Source organism: Paenibacillus algorifonticola (assembly GCF_000971975.1).
GTDB lineage: Bacteria > Bacillota > Bacilli > Paenibacillales > Paenibacillaceae > Pristimantibacillus > Pristimantibacillus algorifonticola.
Genome location: NZ_LAQO01000017.1, coordinates 106,367 through 126,575, shown reverse-complemented (window position 1 = coordinate 126,575; position 20,209 = coordinate 106,367). Strand labels below are relative to the sequence as shown.

At 44.0% G+C, this 20,209-nt stretch carries 16 protein-coding genes; 2 read left to right on the top strand and 14 right to left on the bottom strand.

From position 1 onward, the window contains the following. Positions 1-4: 4 nt before the first annotated feature. The 10 genes from WH37_RS21705 to WH37_RS21660 all read right to left on the bottom strand — a co-directional run bounded on the left by WH37_RS21705 (position 5) and on the right by WH37_RS21660 (position 11,690). Positions 5-1,582, bottom strand: coding sequence for a nucleotidyltransferase family protein (locus WH37_RS21705; protein ID WP_177217980.1), 1,578 nt, complete (start codon positions 1,580-1,582; stop codon positions 5-7). 16 nt (positions 1,583-1,598) lie between these two features. Then, positions 1,599-2,222, bottom strand: a complete 624-nt coding sequence (locus WH37_RS21700; protein WP_046232727.1) for a hypothetical protein — start codon at positions 2,220-2,222, stop codon at positions 1,599-1,601. Further along, a complete protein-coding gene (tmk, locus tag WH37_RS21695) occupies positions 2,209-2,832 on the bottom strand; it encodes a dTMP kinase (protein WP_052737136.1) in 624 nt (207 codons plus the stop codon). Before tmk ends, WH37_RS21700 begins: the two co-directional genes overlap by 14 nt. Continuing rightward, positions 2,829-3,536, bottom strand: coding sequence for an SDR family NAD(P)-dependent oxidoreductase (locus tag WH37_RS21690; protein ID WP_052737135.1), 708 nt, complete (start codon positions 3,534-3,536; stop codon positions 2,829-2,831). Before WH37_RS21690 ends, tmk begins: the two co-directional genes overlap by 4 nt. Beyond that, positions 3,529-4,182 carry a GTP cyclohydrolase II gene (locus WH37_RS21685; RefSeq protein ID WP_052737134.1) on the bottom strand — a complete coding sequence of 218 codons (654 nt, stop codon included), beginning with the start codon at positions 4,180-4,182 and terminating at the stop codon, positions 3,529-3,531. Before WH37_RS21685 ends, WH37_RS21690 begins: the two co-directional genes overlap by 8 nt. Before the next feature lie 240 nt (positions 4,183-4,422). After that, positions 4,423-5,322, bottom strand: coding sequence for an orotidine-5'-phosphate decarboxylase (pyrF, locus tag WH37_RS21680; protein WP_046232726.1), 900 nt, complete (start codon positions 5,320-5,322; stop codon positions 4,423-4,425). A 158-nt stretch (positions 5,323-5,480) separates the two neighbouring features. Beyond that, positions 5,481-6,656 (bottom strand): response regulator, encoded by a 1,176-nt coding sequence (locus tag WH37_RS21675; protein ID WP_052737133.1) that lies wholly within the window; start codon positions 6,654-6,656, stop codon positions 5,481-5,483. Then, positions 6,653-8,461: a sensor histidine kinase gene (locus WH37_RS21670; RefSeq protein WP_074904812.1), complete on the bottom strand. Its 1,809-nt coding sequence runs from the start codon at positions 8,459-8,461 to the stop codon at positions 6,653-6,655. The genes WH37_RS21675 and WH37_RS21670 overlap by 4 nt, the downstream gene beginning before the upstream one ends. 173 nt (positions 8,462-8,634) lie before the next feature. Then, positions 8,635-10,251 carry an S-layer homology domain-containing protein gene (locus WH37_RS33865; RefSeq protein WP_052737132.1) on the bottom strand — a complete coding sequence of 539 codons (1,617 nt, stop codon included), beginning with the start codon at positions 10,249-10,251 and terminating at the stop codon, positions 8,635-8,637. Between the two features lie 65 nt (positions 10,252-10,316). Continuing rightward, positions 10,317-11,690 (bottom strand): hemoblobin-interacting domain-containing protein, encoded by a 1,374-nt coding sequence (locus WH37_RS21660; protein WP_046232724.1) that lies wholly within the window; start codon positions 11,688-11,690, stop codon positions 10,317-10,319. A 291-nt stretch (positions 11,691-11,981) separates the two neighbouring features. Between WH37_RS21660 and WH37_RS21655 the strand changes: the two genes are divergently transcribed. Then, complete coding sequence (locus WH37_RS21655) at positions 11,982-15,092, top strand: copper amine oxidase N-terminal domain-containing protein (RefSeq protein WP_052737131.1); 3,111 nt, start codon at positions 11,982-11,984, stop codon at positions 15,090-15,092. A 105-nt stretch (positions 15,093-15,197) separates the two neighbouring features. Here the strand turns inward: WH37_RS21655 and WH37_RS21650 are convergent, their stop codons facing one another. After that, positions 15,198-16,718 carry a DHA2 family efflux MFS transporter permease subunit gene (locus WH37_RS21650; RefSeq protein ID WP_046232785.1) on the bottom strand — a complete coding sequence of 507 codons (1,521 nt, stop codon included), beginning with the start codon at positions 16,716-16,718 and terminating at the stop codon, positions 15,198-15,200. 228 nt (positions 16,719-16,946) lie between these two features. Here WH37_RS21650 and WH37_RS21645 point away from each other — a divergent pair, with 228 nt between their 5' ends. Further along, on the top strand, positions 16,947-17,546 hold the full coding sequence (locus WH37_RS21645) for a TetR/AcrR family transcriptional regulator (RefSeq protein WP_046232723.1): 600 nt from the start codon (positions 16,947-16,949) through the stop codon (positions 17,544-17,546). A 75-nt stretch (positions 17,547-17,621) separates the two neighbouring features. On the opposite strand, the gene WH37_RS21640 is transcribed toward WH37_RS21645, so the two are convergent. The 3 genes from WH37_RS21640 to WH37_RS21630 all read right to left on the bottom strand — a co-directional run bounded on the left by WH37_RS21640 (position 17,622) and on the right by WH37_RS21630 (position 20,151). Then, positions 17,622-18,176, bottom strand: a complete 555-nt coding sequence (locus WH37_RS21640) for a VanZ family protein (protein WP_046232722.1) — start codon at positions 18,174-18,176, stop codon at positions 17,622-17,624. Positions 18,177-18,371: 195 nt separating this feature from the next. Beyond that, entirely contained in the window at positions 18,372-19,463 is a 1,092-nt protein-coding gene (locus tag WH37_RS21635; protein ID WP_046232721.1) for a HAMP domain-containing sensor histidine kinase, read from the bottom strand. Next, a complete protein-coding gene (locus tag WH37_RS21630) occupies positions 19,456-20,151 on the bottom strand; it encodes a response regulator transcription factor (RefSeq protein ID WP_046232720.1) in 696 nt (231 codons plus the stop codon). Before WH37_RS21630 ends, WH37_RS21635 begins: the two co-directional genes overlap by 8 nt. Positions 20,152-20,209: the final 58 nt, after the last annotated feature.

The following is a 20,209-nucleotide window of genomic DNA, read 5'->3' as shown; positions in this document are numbered from 1 at the left end:
TAACTTAATGATCCACAACCTCTAAAACGGGCATACTGGTCCAAAAATCCTTATGGTACGGCGGTGCCGTTTGCCAATGCGGGATTCTGCCTAGCAAATTATCTATGACCCCTATAAAATATCCAATGTAGTCACCACTTCCAAGGTTTTCATAAGGCAAATAAATGCTCAAGCTCCCATTATCATTTTGAAAATTAGAACAGCCTTGTAGGACATCTTCTTCTCTCACATGGGCAAATTTAGATCTTTCAACTGACTGAAGCCTATTGTTTTCTTTGCGAATAATGACTTGATGTGTGAAATAATCTGAGCAATCAAGATTCGGATTTATAAGAAAAATTATTATTTCCTGATTTTCAGTAAGGCTATTTAAAGTTGATTCGGAAAGGTTCAAACGGAGTACTAGATGATTTGCCTCATATTCAAAGTTATAGTGCAGATCGAATTTATCATCGTTTACTAACAACTGCCGCCACTGTTGATCGTTTGTTTTAATTGGCCCGCAATAATTTTTATTATGATCGCTAAAAGCTGCTTTTTTACTCATTAATGCAATCATTTTCTTACGCTGCTCACCATCAAGAAACAATCTCTCTGTAATGCTGATATCCCATTCATAAAATGATTTATTATGATCTATTGCCTCGTCTATTCTTATATAATCAAAAAATGAAAGATCGGCGCCGGCAAATATCTCTTTTATTTGCTTTATAACCAGAGCAGACTCTCTGTTCAATTCATACTTAGCAATCCATTTATTTAAGTTATCCCAATTCATGTTTTGCTCATATTTTTTCACAAACATTGCAATATCAATATAGTTTTTAAGGGCTGGAATACGCTCATCGAAGCCTTCGGCATCATTGAATGCATTTTCAAGCAATGCAATACAGCTATGCTCGAGATCTAAGGTTTTCACATTTTCATTACCCTGGATATGAATAAATTGAGTGGATTCCAGAAAGGAAGTTATCTCTTTTATGGATTGATGCAGATGTCTTCCCGTCTCAAGTACAACGTATCTTCCAGAATGGGTCTGCTTCCAGTACTCGAAAAATTCATGACTATCTGGAGATTTCAATATAGGCTTATCCAAATAAAAGAAATCGTCTGGATCCTTCCTGTCTATGTGATACGTGTTTTTATTTCCTATGGCACTATGAAAGCCGCATACACTTAGCAGCTCATTAATTTTATCCATCTCATTTTCATTAATGAGTAAATCGATGTCCCGAGAGTCCCTCTTATAAGCATCCTCATATATGATGATTGATAAAGCAATGCCTTTGTTTAATACAATATTTACATCCATTTCTTTTGCTTTATTAAATAATAATTTAATTTCATTCATTCTCTCATCAATAATTCCCACATGGTTTTGGTATATGGTTTCACACGATTCTTTTAAGCTATCAGGTATGACATGAGATAGATTTTCATAGGTTAAGGCAAAAATTTTATGCTGCTGTAACAAATTTATTAAAATAGACCAATCCATATCCTGAAAACAATCAGCCGCTATTCGATGATTATTTATCACACTTTTTGACACTTCTAATAATGCCGCTTGCTCTCTAGTCAATTTCATATATCCTCCATTATATTAGTGCGTTTTCAAGTGTTAGAAGTTTATCTTTAAACTTTTTCACATTGCCATAAGCCTTTCTCATTTTTAAATCGTCTGGATTTATCACCCTTGAATAAGGTAATATCGCCTTGCTTCTAACGATTAAGGAGAGCGTCATTTCATTACTTGGAATGACTCGATGAAAGCTGCCAGCTTCAAAGAAATAAGTGTCGCCCTCTACTACCTTAGAACTGCGAGTTAATTCAATCTCTACTTTATCCATCCCAAGTTCCGTGACCTTATATTCTTCATGGGTATATTCACCGCATAATAGGATGACCGCAAAATTAAATCTGTGATCATGTATACTTTCAAAAGGCCATTTATTTTGCGGCCAGTAATGCAATCGACCACGAATTCCCGAATCTTCGCTGTTCCATAATACATATTTTTCAAATCCCAAAGGATGAATTTCCATGAGTGACGCTAAATTACCTAATTGATCCTCAGATTCTTGACGCAATTCTGAAAGCCATTCTGTAACTTTCTGTAGATTCACCTGTTCCTTTAGCAAGCCGCACATTAGCTCTAACTCCGTTTTGCTTTCTAAGGTAAATGAACGGTCTACAACTTCAACAAATTTATTTAACTCCATACGAATATCCTCCCTTTGCGCTAATAATTGTTTTTACATTTAATACAATTTCAGAATGAATATCTTGGGGATCTCTTTCCCCGTCAATAATTAAAGCATCTTCAGGCAATACCGTTCGAAAAGCCTCCCTTACATTCATAAAGATAGAAGGGTCTTTTTCTTCATATTTTAGATGCCCATCCCGGGCCTGTATTCGCTTAATGGTTATTTCGGGCTTAATATCCAAAAAAACAGTTAAATCTGGCTTGCGTATTGAACCATAAAGATTTTTAATATCATTTATATCCATACCCCGAACCTTGAAATAGGCATAAGAACTGTAAATATATCGATCAGATATAATATGAATGCCCGCGTCCAAACGCTGCTCCAAATCATACATATGGGTTATTCGATCAGCAGCAGACAGCATCGCAATCACTCGCATGTCATGGACATGCCCATTATCAAGATAGGACCGTACCCTTGGATCATTTCTATATTGATCAGTTGGTTGCTTTGTGTTGTACAATTGCACATTATTATGTTCAAACCATTTAGTAAGCATACCGATTTGTGTAGTCTTCCCTGCTCCGTCCAGCCCGCACATTGCAATTAATAGTCCACTCAAAATGTCATACCTCCATTAATATCTATTGAAGCGCCCCATATATATGAGGAGTAATCACCAAGTAAGAAAGCAATGACATTAGCTACCTCCTCAGGTCTGCCAATAGTGTTTGACAGCGTTTTTTGTCGATGATAGTCGCGCCTCTCTGAGCTTTGTACCTTTGACATATCTGTATCTATAATTCCAGGCAATATGGAATTAACTCTTATTCCCTTCGGAGCCAATGAAAGGCTAAGGCTTTTTGAGAGTCCGAGAAGTGCCGCTTTCGATGATGCATATGCAGGGTCACGACTCCCAACTTTAGCAGCTGTACTTGAGGTGCAAATAATGTTGCGTAAGGTATCACAGCCTTGTTCTAGCAATAATTGCACGATAATAAATAAAGAAGTTACATTCACAGCGTGAACTTTCTGCCATAATGATAAATCGTATTGCGAAAGACTGAGGTTAGGATATATTCCAGCCAAATGAACAATACCCGTTATGTTTTTCAAATCATCTTTATATAACTCGAATGCTTTCCTTATTTGATGCTCATCACTTAGATCGCAATGTATAGGAATGTCCACCGCTGTACAGCTAGTCTTCAAATCAATACCAACTACTTGAACGTCCCGCTCTTTTAACTGCCTTATTAGCTCTGAAGCTATGCCCCCTCCAGAACCCGTTATTAAAATTTTATCCAATATATCACCCTTAAACATTTATTTTCATTCTATCTCTTAATAAATCTTGCTCAGGCTCTTTCGACTTATTACTCAAGTATTTAAGAACTTTCTGATCTGTTCCGTCATAAACTAAAGCAAATCTATCAACGACTTGAATACCTGCGTTGCGTGTGGCTTCATATTTCTTTCTATTATTCCCTATAAGCCTAACTTGAGTTATGTTAAAATAATTAAGTATTGCGATAGAAGCTCTGTAATTTCTAGCATCCTCCATCCCCGTTCCCAATTGGGAATATGACTCGACAGTATCAAGTCCTTCATCCATCTTATTGTAAGAAAGAAGCTTCGTGGCCAGGCCAAAGCCTCGTCCTTCATGGGAGGCATGATAGGTAATAATCCCTTGTCCCTCAGCACTTATTAACTCCATAGCCTTGTCCAACTGCCATTTACAATCACATCTAGTGCAATTAAACACTTCGCTTGTTATACAAGCCGAGTTAAAACGACATAATACTGGACCATCCCAATCTACTCCATTGCGTTTTACTACTGCTAGGTGTTCAACGGATTCTGAAGGCGCTTGCAAAAGATCTGTTATACTAAAACGATACAAGTCCATCGTCCCAAAGATCGTATGAATCTTCCCTTTGACCACATGATTGATTACAATATGACTGACCACGATTCTTCACCCCTTCTTCGCTAATTATTCCAACAAATGACTCTTAATATTATAAAACGGAAAATATGTCATCAGATACCTTTGCAATTGGTTAATATTTCATATGTTTATTAGTGGTCATCTAATTTGAATTCCCTATCGCGTTTTATGATAAAAAATAAAAAAGGACTTCATCTCCATTTCCGAGACAAAGCCCTTGAACTTTAATTTCATAATAAAATTTAATAAACATCTAAAAAATTAATGGCTAAGCCTTACCTCGTTGATTTTATCATTAGACTCTCTAGCAGCCTTCGCAATAAATTCATATAGGACAGCTTCTGTTTTCTTCTCTTCCTTTGAACCGTTATAGATGATGCCTCTGGATGAGGAAACCAAGGCACCTAATCCTTTTGCATCAAAAAATGGCTTTAAATCATTAGCTGTTCCGCCTTGTGCGCCAAATCCTGGCACCAGAAAAATGGAGCTTGGCAATGATTTTCGCACCTTCTCAGCTTCCATTGGATAGGTTGCCCCAACAACCGCACCAATAAAGGAGTAATTATTTTCTCCCAGTGTTTGCTGCGCTATTTTGTTTATATCATCAGCCATTTTAATATAGAGCAATTCTCCATTTTCCAGCTTTACATCTTGTACTTCATGTGAAGAGGGATTAGAGGTTTTCACTAGTAAAAATAAACCTTTTCCGTTTCTTCCAGCTTCCTCTATGAAAGGGAGGTAACCATCGCTACCCAGAAAGGGGTTAACGGTAACCATGTCTCCTGCAAGGGAGCCATTCCCAAGAAATGCCTTTGCATATGCACTCGAAGTGGAGCCTATGTCTCCACGTTTTGCATCATTGATGACGATCAAATTCTTTGATTTGGCGTAGGCAATCGTTTTCTCTAATGCACGAATTCCCTCGCTTCCATAAACCTCATAATAAGCCAGCTGAGGCTTTACAGCTACTACATGTTCGGCCACTGCATCAATTACAATTCGATTATAATGATAAATGGCTTCACTAGCTTTTTGGTTGCTAACCTCACCGCTATCAATCAAAAAATCCGGGAAGTATTGTAAATCGGGATCTAACCCTGCTACTAATACAGAGTTTTTATGTATGATCTCTTCAATGAGCACATCAGCGAAATTTTTCATTTTTATACTCCTCTTATAAAGTAAGATTACCGATTCTAGAATGGCATTTCTAGCTTCTCTTGAAGGCTGCCAAATTCATTTATCCATTCGATTTGGTCAGCTCAGTGATTTATTGTATCACACAATGAATACACCGTCTTCCATTCTATACAAAAAATTCAGATTTTTCTCTGTATATCCCTTCCATTATGCTGCTTCCAGTAAGCATTCAGCTCCCGCAGCAACCGCTCATAAAGCATAGTTACCTCAGGTGACGGGCTGACACCCATCTCATGATGCAGCATATCCACAAATTTAATATATTGCTGAACTAATGCTTCTTTGTTTTTCTGTATAGAGTGGGCGCGCATCAGCAGCTTTATTGTCTCTTCATCCAGCTCATTTATAGCAGACTGTTTAGTGAGCAAACGGATGGCTATTGCCGTATCCCCTCTAAGGAGCAAGGCATCGCAAAGACGCTGGGAGAAGGCGATATACATTTGCGAAAAACGTTCGATCTCACTCCACGCCCAAGGATAGGCTCGATCCCCAAACAGATCCCCGACATAAAGCTGCTCCAGCTCAAGCGCCTGCTCGATATTTTCAGCATGGATCAGCCCCATTTGCTTGCAGCCTTCTTCAAAGCTGAACATATCGAAGCGCGCCTCATTCAAATTCAAACCATAGTGAATACCATCGGAGTGCAGGCTCCCCTTAAGTCCATTCGCTTCGAGCAGCTTGCGCAGCTGGTAGGCGGTTGTGTTCAAGTAGCTTTCGGCATTTTTTCGGGGCATACCGCCAAAAATATCCTCAATCAGCCGTGCCCTCGAAACGAGGCGGCCTTTTTGCAGTGATAAATAGGCGAATAGCTCAGCGCTTTTGCTCGTCTTCCATTTTACAATTTCATCCCGGGCACTGCGGATTTCCATTCTACCGAGACAATTGAACAGCACTTTGGTCGGGGCAGCCTTCTGTTCCTCGGGCAGCACAGCAGAAGCATCTTCAGACAATGCTTTGTGGATGGTCTGTCTAAGCCTTTCCTGTACGACAGGCTTCACCATATAGTCGTAAGCGTAGACGCCGAACGCTGGCAGCGCATATTCCTTATGCGAGGTCACAAAAACCAGCTTCGTCTGCCTGCCTTGCTCCCTTAACCGCTGAGCAAACTCCAGCCCGCTCTCCTTTGGCATATTAATGTCCATAAAGATCATATCGATCTCCTGATTTTGCAAAAAAGAGAACGCCGCAGCCGTCTCCTGAAAGCTGCCCATAATTTCGACTTCGTCGATTTTGCCCAGCATTCTGTTCATAATCAGGTGCATCGCCAGTTCGTCATCGATGATGATGACCTTCATCCTGTCCCTCTCCTTTCCGACTGTTCATGGGGATAAGCTGGTGCTGATGGAGGTAGAGGCAATGAAAAATAAAACGTACTCCCCTGCTGGGGCGCTGTGTCGAACCAAATCTCGCCCCCGTTCAAGTGAACGAACTCCCGGCATAAGGTAAGGCCTAATCCTACGCCGCGCTCACCTGCGGTTCCTATTGAAGGCACAGGGTATGCATCCTGCTGCAATAGTGAATCCATCTGCTCCTTCGGCACTCCCGCACCTGTATCGCTGACCGAGACGACCATTTTGCCCTCCGCAAGCTCTGCACTTACACGAATGCTGCCTCCGTAATCCGTAAATTTAATCGCATTGGACAGCAGATTGCGAATAATTAGATCTAGCATTTCCTTATCGGCAAAAATAAACGTCTCATGCGGAATTTCCGATATAATACGAATACTTTTGCTTTCACTGCGAACTTGCAGGAAACGTGCATTCAGCTCTACAGTCGGGGCAAGATCCCGCACCACCGGATTAAACACCATGCCGCCCCGCTGGCTGCGAAACCATTCGAGCAGGCTTTCTACGAGAGCAAACGTCTTCTGAATTTGCTGGCCCATCTCCTGAACAATTTCATCATGCTTGCCCCCGTAGTCCTGCAGTTCGTCCTCCATTAGCTCCATCAGATTCAGCGATACTGCGAGCGGATCACGAATATCATGGGCCACTACACTGAACATTTTATCCTTGAACGTATTGAGCTCCTGAAGCTGTTTTGCATTTTCTTGCAGCCGTTCCTCGTTGCGGACGCTTTCGGTCACATCGCTTAATAGCAGCATTTGGCCGGCGGGTCTGCGCCGGTTATCGAGTATAAAGGAGAGATGAAGATTATAAAACCGTTCATCGCCATCTCCAGCAAGCCGGACTTTAGGATCAACAGCGGGGCCTCTAGCTATTTTTTCAAGTAGAGTGGGGTATTGTGCGAATATGTATGCGGCTGGTTGTCCAATCCAGCTATTATGGAGGCCCGTTATGACTTTTTTCGCTGATTCATTAAAGCTCGTTAGCGTGTTATCCAGATCGAAGACCATGACGGCATCCTGCATGGAGGCGAAAACCTTTTGCAGCGCCAGCGGAGCCAGCCTCAACATATTAAACTGGTAAATGCCCCACATGTAGAATATGCCAGAGACTAGAAATCCAAATGGAGAAATATCATACGGAATGTTAAGAATGCCGCTTAAATAAACGAGAGTGAAGCCGTAAGGACCCCACGAGCCAATAATCATGAGCGCGATTTGTTTTTTCATGCGTGAATTGGCTTTTAAGAACATTTGAATCATGAGAATCATGCCAATGACAAGAAACGAATAAGCGTAGACGACATGGAGCTTGTAGAAAGGACCTTTGTCCAAAACAACCAGCGGGAAGCCTTCTGAATAATCAAGGGTCATGCTTGTATAAAAGAGGTGATGCCACTCATTCGTATGGTGGGCTAGAAAATTAATGAAGGGAATGAAGAGAAGAAGAATGACGAATTTTTTGGTGACAAGTGCCTGGCGTCCCGTATATTGCAACACCATAATAAACCACAAAATCGTACCGAAAGGAATACCGATGTATTCAATATGCAGCCAAAATCGGATGTCCTCCAAAGAATCGCTAATAATTTCAAAAGCATAGCCGAAGGTGTACAAGGTACCCGTCATCATCCCTAATCCATAGCTAATGGCAATGGGAAGCTCTCTTCTTTTGAAGCAAAGATAGCAGATGATCAGGGAACAGCATGTGGCTGCCAAGAGCATGGCTGATAAGTACAAGTTATTATGCATGGCTGAATGCCCCCGTAGCAGATTGTTCTTTTATGCTGCACTTCATATCTTATCAGAAGACTCGGAAAAAAAACATTAAAAACACCCCATAGAGAGACATTTTGAAGTGTCTACTCTACAGGGTACAGTTACAACAGGGACTGCTTTCTTCTCACAACGAACTAATTTATCATTTATTTGCTTTGCAGCGCCAATATATTCAGCAATACCGTTACCGCTTCTGCTCTTGTCGTATGGGCTTGAGGCGCGAATTGATTATCGCCTTTCCCTTGTACGATGCCGGCTTGCTTCGCATAAGCCACACCACTTTTCGCCCATGCTGGAATGTCTTTATCATCTGCAAAACCGGTTACCGCATTCTCATCAGCCGCTATACCCGCAGCGTTTGCCAGCATAGCCGTCATTTCCGCACGCGTAATTTGAGCATTCGGATGAAATGCGCCATCTGCGTAGCCTTTTGTGATGCCAGCTTGCACCGCTTGCGCGACTGCTTTTTGCGCCCATGCGCCAATCGTCGCTGTATCAGTGAAGGTCAGTGGCGCGCCTTCTTCTTGCGGCTTCAACGTGTTCATCAGCATCACTGCAAATTCTGCACGCGTTACCGTTGCATTCGGCTTAAAGCTGCCGTCCGGATATCCGCTCACGATGCCTGCGCCTATCGCTTTCTTGATGTTTGCTTCTGCCCAGTGTCCGGAAATATCGTTGAATTCCTGAGCTGGATTTACGGGCTCGACTATAGGTTGAGCTACAGCCATTACCGCATACTTCGTGAAATGATCCACCGCTACCGTAATCTGGTTGCCGCTAACCGTTCCACCAACCTCTACCCATGTTTTCTTCACTTCGTCAAAATAGAACACCGATGCCTTTTGACCGCTCTTCAGACTTGCTTTGTTGAAAGTGAACGTCAATGTAACTGGATTGCTGAAGTTTTCCGTGAAATTTTTCAAAATTTCAAAGACGGAGCTAGCCAGCGTCTCTTGGTTCGTGAGCAGGCCTTGAACATTTTGCAGCTTGGCAATCGTAATTTTCAATTCTTTCGCTGTTGCATTAGCCGGAATCGAGACGATTACTTCGCTATTCAAGCTAACCTCGCCCGTTCTGCCTACTGGAAGCGTCAAATTGCCGTTTGTAGAAATGACCTTGTCCGTGCTAGGTACAGCCGTCGAACCGCCGCCACCAACAGCGCCACCGCCGCCAGTTGAGTCCGCAATCGTGTAGCTTGCGCTCATCACTTCGCTATTTGTTTTGCCGTCGGCAACGGCAATTGCTTTAAACGTCAACGCGCTGCTAACGACAATCGGCCCACTGTACAAGGTGCTGCTTGTCGTTGGATTGCTGCCATTCGTCGTGTAGTAAATAGCCGCACCAGCTGTCGAGCTGCTCAGCGTCACGCTTGTTCCCGCTGCAACCGCTCCACTCGCCGGATTTGCCACAGGAGCAGCCGCCATTGTGCTTGTTGTCACGACCACATTGGTCGTTGAAATCTGGTCGGCTTGTCCAACGTTGATCTCATACGTTCCGACTACTTCATTGGCACCGAGGGTAATCGTGTCGCTGTACGTGCCGTTGCTCACCTTGGCCACATTAAAATATAGAATGCTGCGGTCTGGACGGTATACTTTAATAATGACCTCGGACAGGTCTGAGGTTCCTGTAATGTTAATTTGGCTGCCAGGATGGATGCTGCCTGCTACCGGATTTACCGAGACAGCAGCCCATAAGGAGCTGGGAAACAGCGATAGGCATAGACCAATGATTAAGGTTAAGCTCCATGTACGTATTCTCACTTCGGACATACCTCTTTTCTATTCAATTAAAAATAAAGGGTATTCGCTCTTCCAAACCGCAGCTATTAGTCCCAGTTGCGCCATTCTTGGTAACGCTGTTCAAATTCAGCCGCATCCACTTCTGTCGCAAGAGAATAACCGAGGTTGTTCGGATCGGCATTGTCTCCCGTAATGAGAAAAGCACGTACCGAGTAGTTTGGATTTGTTGCCGCATCCGCTAAATTGAAATGAGCGCGATTCGTCTGATAGCTATCCAGACTGTCAGTCGTAACAGAAACGGTATCCACTGGCACATCGCCGTTCATAAGCTGAAAAATGACTGTCGCTTTATCATTATAACTATTGTTATTGATGTTTCTCACGAATTTGATGGATGCGGTTATTCCGCCGCTCGCTCTGTCAATAAGAGGCTCGCTCATATAGAAGGAATGCTCGGATTGATGAAGAGTAATCTCGTACACCCCATCTATCGTATCATAAGTCTTCACAACGATTTTATTTTCACCTTCTGGCAGCACGCTTGCTTGCAGTACAATTTCGCCGTCACTTTGGCCAAAAACTCCAGGTGTGTAAGTATAGCTTTCGCTTGGCACAGTCACTTCATTTACTTCAATGGAGTCCGGTACCCATTCTGCAGTTGGAGGATTAACCGATAACGTTAAGGCTCTTCCAGTAAAGTGGTAATCTTCATTATAATTTAGGTATGGTTGGCGATTTGACACAACCGAAACGGGCATTGTTGTTTTTATCTTATCCCCAGTCAGATTGTCTGCAGCATCGAAGCTTATAGTAGCAGTGCCTTTACTATTACCCATCAGATAAAAATACCAACTATTTGGGCTTGCGGTTGCTACAGCTGTATTCGAGCTTGTGAAGTTGCTAAGCGTAACTCCATTGGGTGCATAGTAAAAATAGGCACCCTGCAAAAATAGATTATTACCAGCTTGTATTCCAGGGAAAACATAGTTCTGATCGACCATAGGAGCTACCGTACCAATATGATTGGCTCCAACCGCTAGCGATGTGTAACCTACAACCTCTCCGCTTTGAGCGTCTACTTCAACGACAGATAGGATATCGCCAGCAGCAGCAGGTACAAAAGGATTGTAGTTCAGGTTATAAGTATAAGCATTGGCAATCGTGCTAAACAGCGTTCCTGCTTGAGGTACCGCTTCTGCACTTGCCTGTCCATAGGTCGACCATACAACTGTACTATTCGAATTAACAAGGCCCGTCACTTTCACTTTACCCTGTGTAACGATTCCGCTGTTTGTCTCCAAGTCCAATGTCATGAGATTTGGACTCACCGAAACCGGAGTCGGAGCCGCCATTGCCGCGCTTGGCAGGATAGACAGCGCTACGACTAACGCCAACATCATAGACAACACAGTAAAGCTAGATTTCCCTTGCGCCTTTACTTTAAACCAACCTTTTAACATGAATCTTTCACTCCCCTGTACATTCTCGTATTCGACATACTTTTCAATGAGCAACCTTCCTACCCACTATTCCAGCTAAGTATAATTCACTCCAATGACAGCAAAATGACAAACTCCGACAAAAAACATCCCCTAAGTGAAATATCTCAAATCTCTCATACTCCCTTTATTCTGGGCGCCAAATTTTTTATGAACAAAATATGAATAAGCAGAAACTTTTACTCGTCTTGCTTCGTCTTATTATCGATTCAGAAAATGATGGAAGAACGATCCAGAGGGGATATGAACGCTATGAGAAAAATGGTTTCCGCTCTAGCTGCTTTTGCAACGCTGTTTTTTGTGTTACTTCAGCCTGTAGCGCAGGCAGCAACAACCGATATTAAAATTTATATCGATGGGCAAGTGCTGCAAACTGATCAACCCGCTATTATTATTTCAGGCAGCACCTTTGTGCCCTTGCGCGGGATTTTTGAAGCTTTAGATGCCAAAGTATTATGGAGTCAAAAAACCAAAACGGTAACCGCCACGAAAGGCGATACGACCGTTGTTCTTAAACTGGGTGCCAGAACGGCCACGATTAACAATACAACCGTTACACTGGATGCCCCGGCCCGTTCCATTAAAGGCAGAACCGTCGTTCCTGTTCGCTTCGTCAGCGAATCGCTTGGTGAAGACGTGAAATGGGACTCAAAATCAAGAAGCGTACGCATTACTACATCTGCATCCGTAAATGTTGGCGCAGCCACTTCGGTAAGTGTGTCCACTGTTAGCCAAAATGGAGATGGAAGGGATTTGCAGGTTAATTTCACACCTCCAGCAGATATGACGAATGTGAACAGCTACCGCATACTCGTTGTTCCGGCAGACAAAGCCACGGCCTTTAATTTGGCTAAAGCGCAAATTGTGGGAGCTACGAATTATACGGCACTTCCTACATCGTCTGCGTACCAAAATACGGTACTAACGGCTCAAACGAGAGATACAGACGGGGCATTGCTTCGTGCTAATCTGGCTTATAGAGTGTTTATTTTGACCGTTGGCAATAACGATCGTTACGCGCTATCCAGCGCTTCTTCATCTATTACGCTAAGCGTCAAATCGACGGTAGACGCTGCTTCGAATGTACGCATTAGTGATGTTAGCGATTTCGGCGACGGCCGTGACCTCTCGGTCAGCTTTACACGGGCCTCCAATGAAAACAACATTTCCAGCTACCGGGTTATCATTGTGAAGACCGCCAATGCTTCCAAATTCGATTTGGCAGCAGCCAATACGCTTAATAGCTCCTATTACACGACGGTTTCCAAAACGGGCAGCAGTACGATGAGTACAGGCTTCAGCTCCTCGGCAAGGGACACTTCGGGTGAATATATTAAAAATGGCGTAGCCTATACCGCTTATGTTCTTTCCATGAGCAGCAGCGTCGGTACTACTTCTAATACCTTGTCTTCGGCTTCTTCGTCTGCGACACTTGGCTCTTCTTCCGGATTTAATCCGACTATTACGAGCGTAGCCGATGTCAGCAACTATGGAGATGGCCGCGATTTGCGCGTTAATTTTAATCGGGCATCGGATGAGTCCCGGATTAGCTATTACCGGATTTTCGTAGTAAGAGAGGCTGATTACGGAAACTTTAATTTAACAGAGGCGAATAACGTAGCGTCGGGAAGATATACCGATGTTTCTAGAACTGGAAGCAGCAGCTACAGCCAAATTCTCTCTTCCAGCGCAAGAGATGTGAAGGGGAATTCCATTATTAATGGTGTTGCCTACCGTGTGTTTGTAATGGGTGTTACTAATAACAGCTCCTCCTATTCCAGCACCTTGTCCACCGCCTCCTCCAGTATTGCTCTTTATAGTACAGGAGTCAGCAGTGTAACCAATGTAGGCGTAAGCGACGTGAGCGACTACAACAATGGACAGGATTTGCGTGTTTCATTCACTAGAGCTGGCGATGAGAGCAGCTTGAACCATTACCGCATCTTCGTCGTTAGGACGGCAAATGCAAGCAGCTTCAATCTGGCTGCAGCGAACAGTATAACGAATTCCAGCTATTATACGACGGTTTCCAAAACAGGTGGAAATATTAATCAAGTATTGCCTTCGACAGCGCGCGACGTTAATGGCGTGCTCATCCAAAATGGCATCAGCTATCAGGTATTCGTCTTGTCCGTCGGCAATGGAAGCTCGACTAGCAATAATGCTCTGTCTGGCAGCTCGATTCCGATTATCCTGTCAACTAGCGCTGTAACAGCAGCAGCGAATGTTGCTGTCAGCGACGTAAACGAGTTTAACAACGGTCAAGATTTGCTCGTTGCCTTCACAAAAGCAGCCGATGAGACGAACCTGAACCACTACCGTGTTTTCGTAGTTAAGACTGCTAATGCAGGCAGCTTCAATCTGGCGGCAGCTAACGCCGTGAGCAACGCCAATAACTATACGACAGTGGCTAAGACAGGCGGCAATATTAGCCAAGCACTTGCTGCCACTGCGCGGGACGTAAATGGCGATCTGATTCAAAATAACATCAGCTACCAAGTATTTGTATTGTCCGTTGGTGGCGGAAGCTCTGCCGGTACGAATGCGCTGTCCCTCGGTTCAGCAGCTATTACACTGACAACTAAAAGTGTATCTGCGGCAGCCAATGTCGTTGCAGCTGAATACAATAGCGGTCAAGATATCAAGGTCGATTTTACAAAACCTTCGGATGATAGCAATATTGATCATTACCGTATTTTCATCGTCAAAAGTGCGAATGCAGGCGGTTTTAACCTGACCACGGCGAACCGGATTACTCTGCCTGATTATTTTACGGCAGTCAATAAAACCGATACACCGAGCAAAGTGCTTACTCGCAACACACGCGATACAGACGGAGAATTTATCCAAGCTGGCGTCAGCTATCAAGTGTTTGTATTGTCGGTTGGCGGTGGAAGCTCGGCAGGCACCAATGCGCTGTCTTCCGCTTCTGCGCCTATTACACTTCCTGTGCCGCTGCCTCCCGCAGCGGCAGCAACAGCGGTTAATTCGACTCTGCTCGCGAGCGGTCAGGATATTCAAGTATCCTTCACTAAACCGGCTGATGAGAGAAACGTCTCACAATACCGTGTGTTTATCGTTAAAGACGCCGATGCTGGTAGCTTTAACCTTGCTGCGGCAAGTGCATCCAACAATTATACGCCGTCGCCGGCTGAAGCTATGCTAACGCTATCCAAAAGCACACTTGATGTGAGCGGGCAGCCACTCGCATATGACACCAGCTATCGTGTATATGTGCTTACCGTAGCCAAAAGCGGTGCGAACGCCTTGTCCGATCCTTCGGCAGCCGTTCAAATGCCAACGCCAGTTGCGCCGGCTCCGGCACCAACAACACCGGCTCCTGAACAGCCTACAGGAGTTTAGATTTATTGGAATAAAGATGTACGTTTAAAGGCCGGGACCCCATCGATGGGGTCCCGGCCTGTTTGCGTTACCTGAATCTAGCCAATAACAATTGAGTCTCTTATATTAGGTGTTCTTCAGTTCTTTAGTGTGTCTCATTCCGGTTGTTACTTTATTATTTGCAGGTATTTTAACGCCTTCCTCTTCACCCTGCTTGACACGTTTAATAAAGAAAGAAAGCACAAGTCCAATGAGGCCAATTCCAACAATAACAAGATACGCATCATTGATGCCTTGAATGTTAGCGTGTATCATCATTTCCTTGGAAGCCGTCTGTGTGCCACTAGTCACCATCGTATCCGTCAGATGGGTTTTGGTGCTCGACGTCATGACGGTTACGAGCAAGGAGGTGCCAATCGCGCCTGCCACTTGCTTAATCGTATTAGAGATAGCCGTTCCGTGCGCATTCAGTCTCGCAGGAAGCTGATTCAGACCCGCTGTAGTAATAGGCATCAGGAACAGAGCCATACCGATCCGTCGTCCCGTAGACATCAGCAGCAAGTAGTTATAGCTGGTTGAATCCGTCAAATTTACAAATCCAATTGTAGTCCCAATTGTAATGATCATACCCACGATTGACAGCCACTTTGCACCAAAGCGGTCAAACAGCTTCCCGGATACTGGCATCATTAGTGCCATAAGCAGAGCGCCAGGCAGCATAAGCATGCCCGATTCCAATGCTGTATATCCGCGCGCATTTTGCAAATACAGGGGAAGCAGCATCATATCAGCATACATCACCATGGTGACGGCGATATTGATAATAGTCGTTAAGGAGAACATATTATATTTGAACGCCCTGAGATCAAGCAGCGGACTGCCCGAGCGCAGCTGCTGCCACGTAAACACGGCCAAGGAAACAATACCCACTATAAGTGAAACCACAACTTCCGTGTTGGACCAGCCTAGGCTGCCCGCCTTGCTAAACCCATAAATAACCATTCCAAAACCGATGGTCGAGAAGATCATTCCCCATACGTCGAGCTTAGGGAACAATCGCTCAGCTACATTTTTCAAATAAAAATGAGCAAGAATAATGACTAAAGCAGCAACAGGAATAATCGCCTGGAACATCGTACGCCAGCTATATTCCTCCATGACATAACCCGTGATAGCAGGGCCAACAGCAGGTGCAAAAACAATGGCTAAACCAACCACTCCCATGGCAACCCCGCGTTTGTCCGGAGGGAAGATGGTAAGGATCACGTTCATCAATAACGGCATAATGATTCCGGCGCCGGCCGCTTGAATCAAACGTCCAACAAGCAAAATTTCAAATGAATTCGCCACCGCCGACAAAATGGTGCCTCCGAGAAAAATAACCATGGCCGCTTGAAAAAGCTCACGTGTCGTAAAACGCTGCATGAGATAGGCTGTAATCGGAATGAGAACGCCATTTACCAGCATATACCCGGTGGTGAGCCATTGAGCTACGGCAGCTTCAATTGAAAATTCGACCATTAAATGGGGAAGCGCGACACTCATAATGGTCTGATTCAATACGGCGATAAATGCCCCTACTATTAAAACGAACAACAAGGGACCTTTCTTAATTGAGCTGCTGTCAAAAACGGTGTTTGTACTAATCTTACTCAATCCTTTCGACTTCAACTAATTGACAGTCTGTAGTATAATTTACTTAATGTAAAAGATTATAGGCGTCTCGTTTTATGATTACAAGCGACACCTTTTTCATTACTGTTTAATAGTTTACAAATATCTATAATCTGTCGTTTTACTTCGAAATTATCTACAAAATCATTGAAAACTGTCGTATAGACGATTGATTTAAAAGTTGAAAGGATCGGTGTTCTCATGCAGGCAAAATCGCCAAAAATGGATCCGCGTGTTATACGCACACGACAATTGATTCGAGAAGCTTTTCTCGAGTTGATTCAGGAGTACGATTTAGAGAAAATTACGGTGAATCGACTTGCGGAGCGGGCGACCATTAATCGGGTTACCTTCTATCTTCATTATCGGGATATCCCGGATATGTTGAATCAGATGGCGGACAACATGACCACGCACATTCGTAATCTGCTAGAAGATGTTGCCGATCATTCCTGCTCCGCTAAGGATGAATGGCCCGAGCTGGTCAAGCTTATTCAGCATTTTGCCGATCATTCAGCTTCTTACAAAATACTGCTCGCTTCCAAGCGTCTGCCCCTGTTTACGGAGCGCCTTTCTGTGCTTATGATGGACTATATTAAAAGTAAAATGAGTAGTCACAATGCCGCATCCAAAGCCATTACTCCCGAAATTCCGAATGATATTACCGCTTGGTATGGCGCCTCTGCCTTTCTTGGCACGATCGTTATATGGCTTCGCAACGATATGCCCTATACGCCTGCCTTCCTTGCCAAGCAGCTTTTGCTTATGGCTCCATTCCGATCAAATGTAGACAGCTCGTAGAATACGAGTCCTTGCTTAATTAAAATTCGACGCATAAAAACCGGGAACCCCTTAAGGTTCCCGGCTGTTCCAAGCTCATGTAGGAGAAGTCCTCTTTAACGTTCTCGCCGCTGCGGGCTGAAACCCTTTCACGACAACCACATATATTTTCCAAGCCGCGTATCCCATCATTCCGCCAACGGTGTTTAACAGTAAATCATCCACATCAAAGATGCCAATACCTAGAAAAAACTGGGATAATTCAAAAAATAAGCTGAGCAGCAGGGAAAGCACGAAAACTTTTATGCCTAATACCCTTTGGGATTTGATGAGCTCCGCGATAAAAGCACCAAACGGAATAAAGGCCAGTGTATTGCCAATCAAATTCGTAAACAAGATAGAACTAGAGAAACGAGAGATCGATAATCCATCAATATCTCTTGAAATCTCGTCGAATAGCTTTAAGTTCGCTTGGCGCTCGTAAATCAGATAAGGATGGTGCAGAAACGTTTTGAAATGATACCACAAAGCATCGAGACCAATGGAGTTCCATTTGAGCAAAATGATTTTAAATAAAAAAAACAGATACACAACAAACGCCGCTCCTATAAAAAGCTCCCACTTATTCGTCTTAATTTCCTTCTGCTTCAATTGGCATCCTCCTTTACCGTCACAATCACGTCGTTCTATTTAAAAAGCTCTCTGTCCGTCGCCGCATAGCCCAGCAGAACCAAGCATATAAAAATGCCCCACCTCGTCATTAACGTTTCCTCCTCTTGCCTTATACTTCTAGGATAGAGAAAACAAGTTAAAAAAAAGTGGGGCAAATTTAAAGTTTTTCTTAAATTATGAGCGCACAGGCAGTCGCACCTCGAAGACAGTCCGCACCACATTGCTCTCGGCCGTGAGGGTTCCTTCATGCTGCTCTACAATATTTCTGGCAATGAACAGGCCAAGCCCCGTGCCGCCCTCTTGATGCGCCCGTGACCGGTCGCCGGTATAATACATTTCGAAAATATGCGGCAAATCTTCTGGAGGAATCTCCCCTCCATAATTAACGACTTGAATGACCACATGCTGAGCATCCAGGTGCCCATTAATATCTACATACAAGCCTTCTTTGCCATGTCGAGCGGCATTCGTCAACAAGTTCTCGAATACCCGGGCCAGCAGCTCCCCGTCACCATAAATATAAAGATCGGGAGTCACATTTATTCGGGATAGTAAACGATTTTTCTCAAAAACAGGATATAGCTCCTCGTTCAGCTGCTTGAGCAGCTCGCTGAGATCGATATGCTCTTTCTGAACGGGCAGCTTGCCGTAGTTCATACGGGTAATATCGAATAATCCATCAATCAGCTTCTCCAGACGCTGTGATTTATTGAAGGCAATCGCGGTATAATGCTTGATCTGCTCATCCGTCAGCTGATTATCCTTCACAATCAAATCGAGATAGCCCAATATTGAGGTCAGCGGCGTGCGTAAATCATGCGCCAAATTCACGACCAGCTGATCCTTGCTATTTTCGGCAAAATCCCCTTTTTCAACCGCCGCTTGCAGCTTTTCGCTGGCCAAATTCAAATCCTCTGCAATGCTGCTAAACTCATCATTAGAGGAAATATGCACCCGATTGTCAAAATCACCATTAGCCAGCTGGCGGATTCCCTTGGAAATTTCATTGAAATAAGTCCCATAACGCTTCGTAAACCAGAAGAAAAACACAATAGCCAGCGGGATGAAAATAATGAGGAACACATAAATATCCCCCACTTCCCTCATCATCTTCCGGTACTGGGCCAATCGATCGCCTTCACGGACATCGACATAATAGAGCTGCAGCATTTTATAAATGCCATACGTAATTGCGCCGGATAAAAGCATGCTTAAGCCCAGCAGCATAATCATCGTGGTCCGAAAGCTTCGTCTGCTTTTAATCATTGAACGTGTACCCTACGCCCCAGATCGTCTTAATGAATTTACGCTTGGTCGTATCTTCTCCCAGTTTTTTGCGCAGTGTACGGATATGGACCATAACCGTATTGCCGCTCTCATAGTAGGTCTCGCCCCACACCTGTTTAAATATGCTTTCTGCGCTAAACACCTGCTTAGGGTGGCTCGCCAGCAAATAAAGAATGTCGAACTCCTTCGGCGTTAATTCGACGTCCTCGCCGTACAAGGTGATTTTATGCTGGTCGGGTGAAATCACGAGTCCGCCTAGCTCCAGCACCGCTTTGTTCATGACGGCTGGCTGATTGAATTGCAGCGACCTACGAAGCTGCGAATTGACACGCGCCACCAATTCCATTGGATTGAAGGGCTTGGTCATGTAATCGTCCGCACCCATTACAAGACCTGTGATTTTATCCAGGTCAGAGGTTTTGGCGCTTAAGAAAATAATCGGCAGATGGTACTGCTCCCGAATTTTACGAGTTACCTCGTATCCATCCATTTCAGGCATCATAATATCCAAAATAGCCAAATCGATCGTTTGCGATTGCACAGCTTGCATAGCTGCCTTCCCATCGGATGCTTTTATAATGTAATAGCCTTCTTTTTGCAGGTGCAAGGCGACCAGATCCGCGATCTCCACCTCATCATCTGCGACCAAAATCGTAATACGCCTCAAATCCCAGTCACCCCTAACTGTCATGCCTAAAAGTAATGATCAACAAGTTAAGCCATAT

Excerpts from the sequence above, each read along its gene's own strand:
- WH37_RS21700 (WP_046232727.1), bottom strand. The coding sequence starts at position 2,222 with ATGGAGTTAAATAAATTTGTTGAAGTTGTAGACCGTTCATTTACCTTA.
- WH37_RS21690 (WP_052737135.1), bottom strand. The coding sequence starts at position 3,536 with ATGTTTAAGGGTGATATATTGGATAAAATTTTAATAACGGGTTCTGGA.
- pyrF (WP_046232726.1), bottom strand. The coding sequence starts at position 5,322 with ATGAAAAATTTCGCTGATGTGCTCATTGAAGAGATCATACATAAAAAC.
- WH37_RS21675 (WP_052737133.1), bottom strand. The coding sequence starts at position 6,656 with ATGAAGGTCATCATCATCGATGACGAACTGGCGATGCACCTGATTATG.
- WH37_RS21670 (WP_074904812.1), bottom strand. The coding sequence starts at position 8,461 with ATGCATAATAACTTGTACTTATCAGCCATGCTCTTGGCAGCCACATGC.
- WH37_RS21660 (WP_046232724.1), bottom strand. The coding sequence starts at position 11,690 with ATGTTAAAAGGTTGGTTTAAAGTAAAGGCGCAAGGGAAATCTAGCTTT.
- WH37_RS21655 (WP_052737131.1), top strand. The coding sequence starts at position 11,982 with ATGAGAAAAATGGTTTCCGCTCTAGCTGCTTTTGCAACGCTGTTTTTT.
- WH37_RS21645 (WP_046232723.1), top strand. The coding sequence starts at position 16,947 with ATGCAGGCAAAATCGCCAAAAATGGATCCGCGTGTTATACGCACACGA.
- WH37_RS21635 (WP_046232721.1), bottom strand. The coding sequence starts at position 19,463 with ATGATTAAAAGCAGACGAAGCTTTCGGACCACGATGATTATGCTGCTG.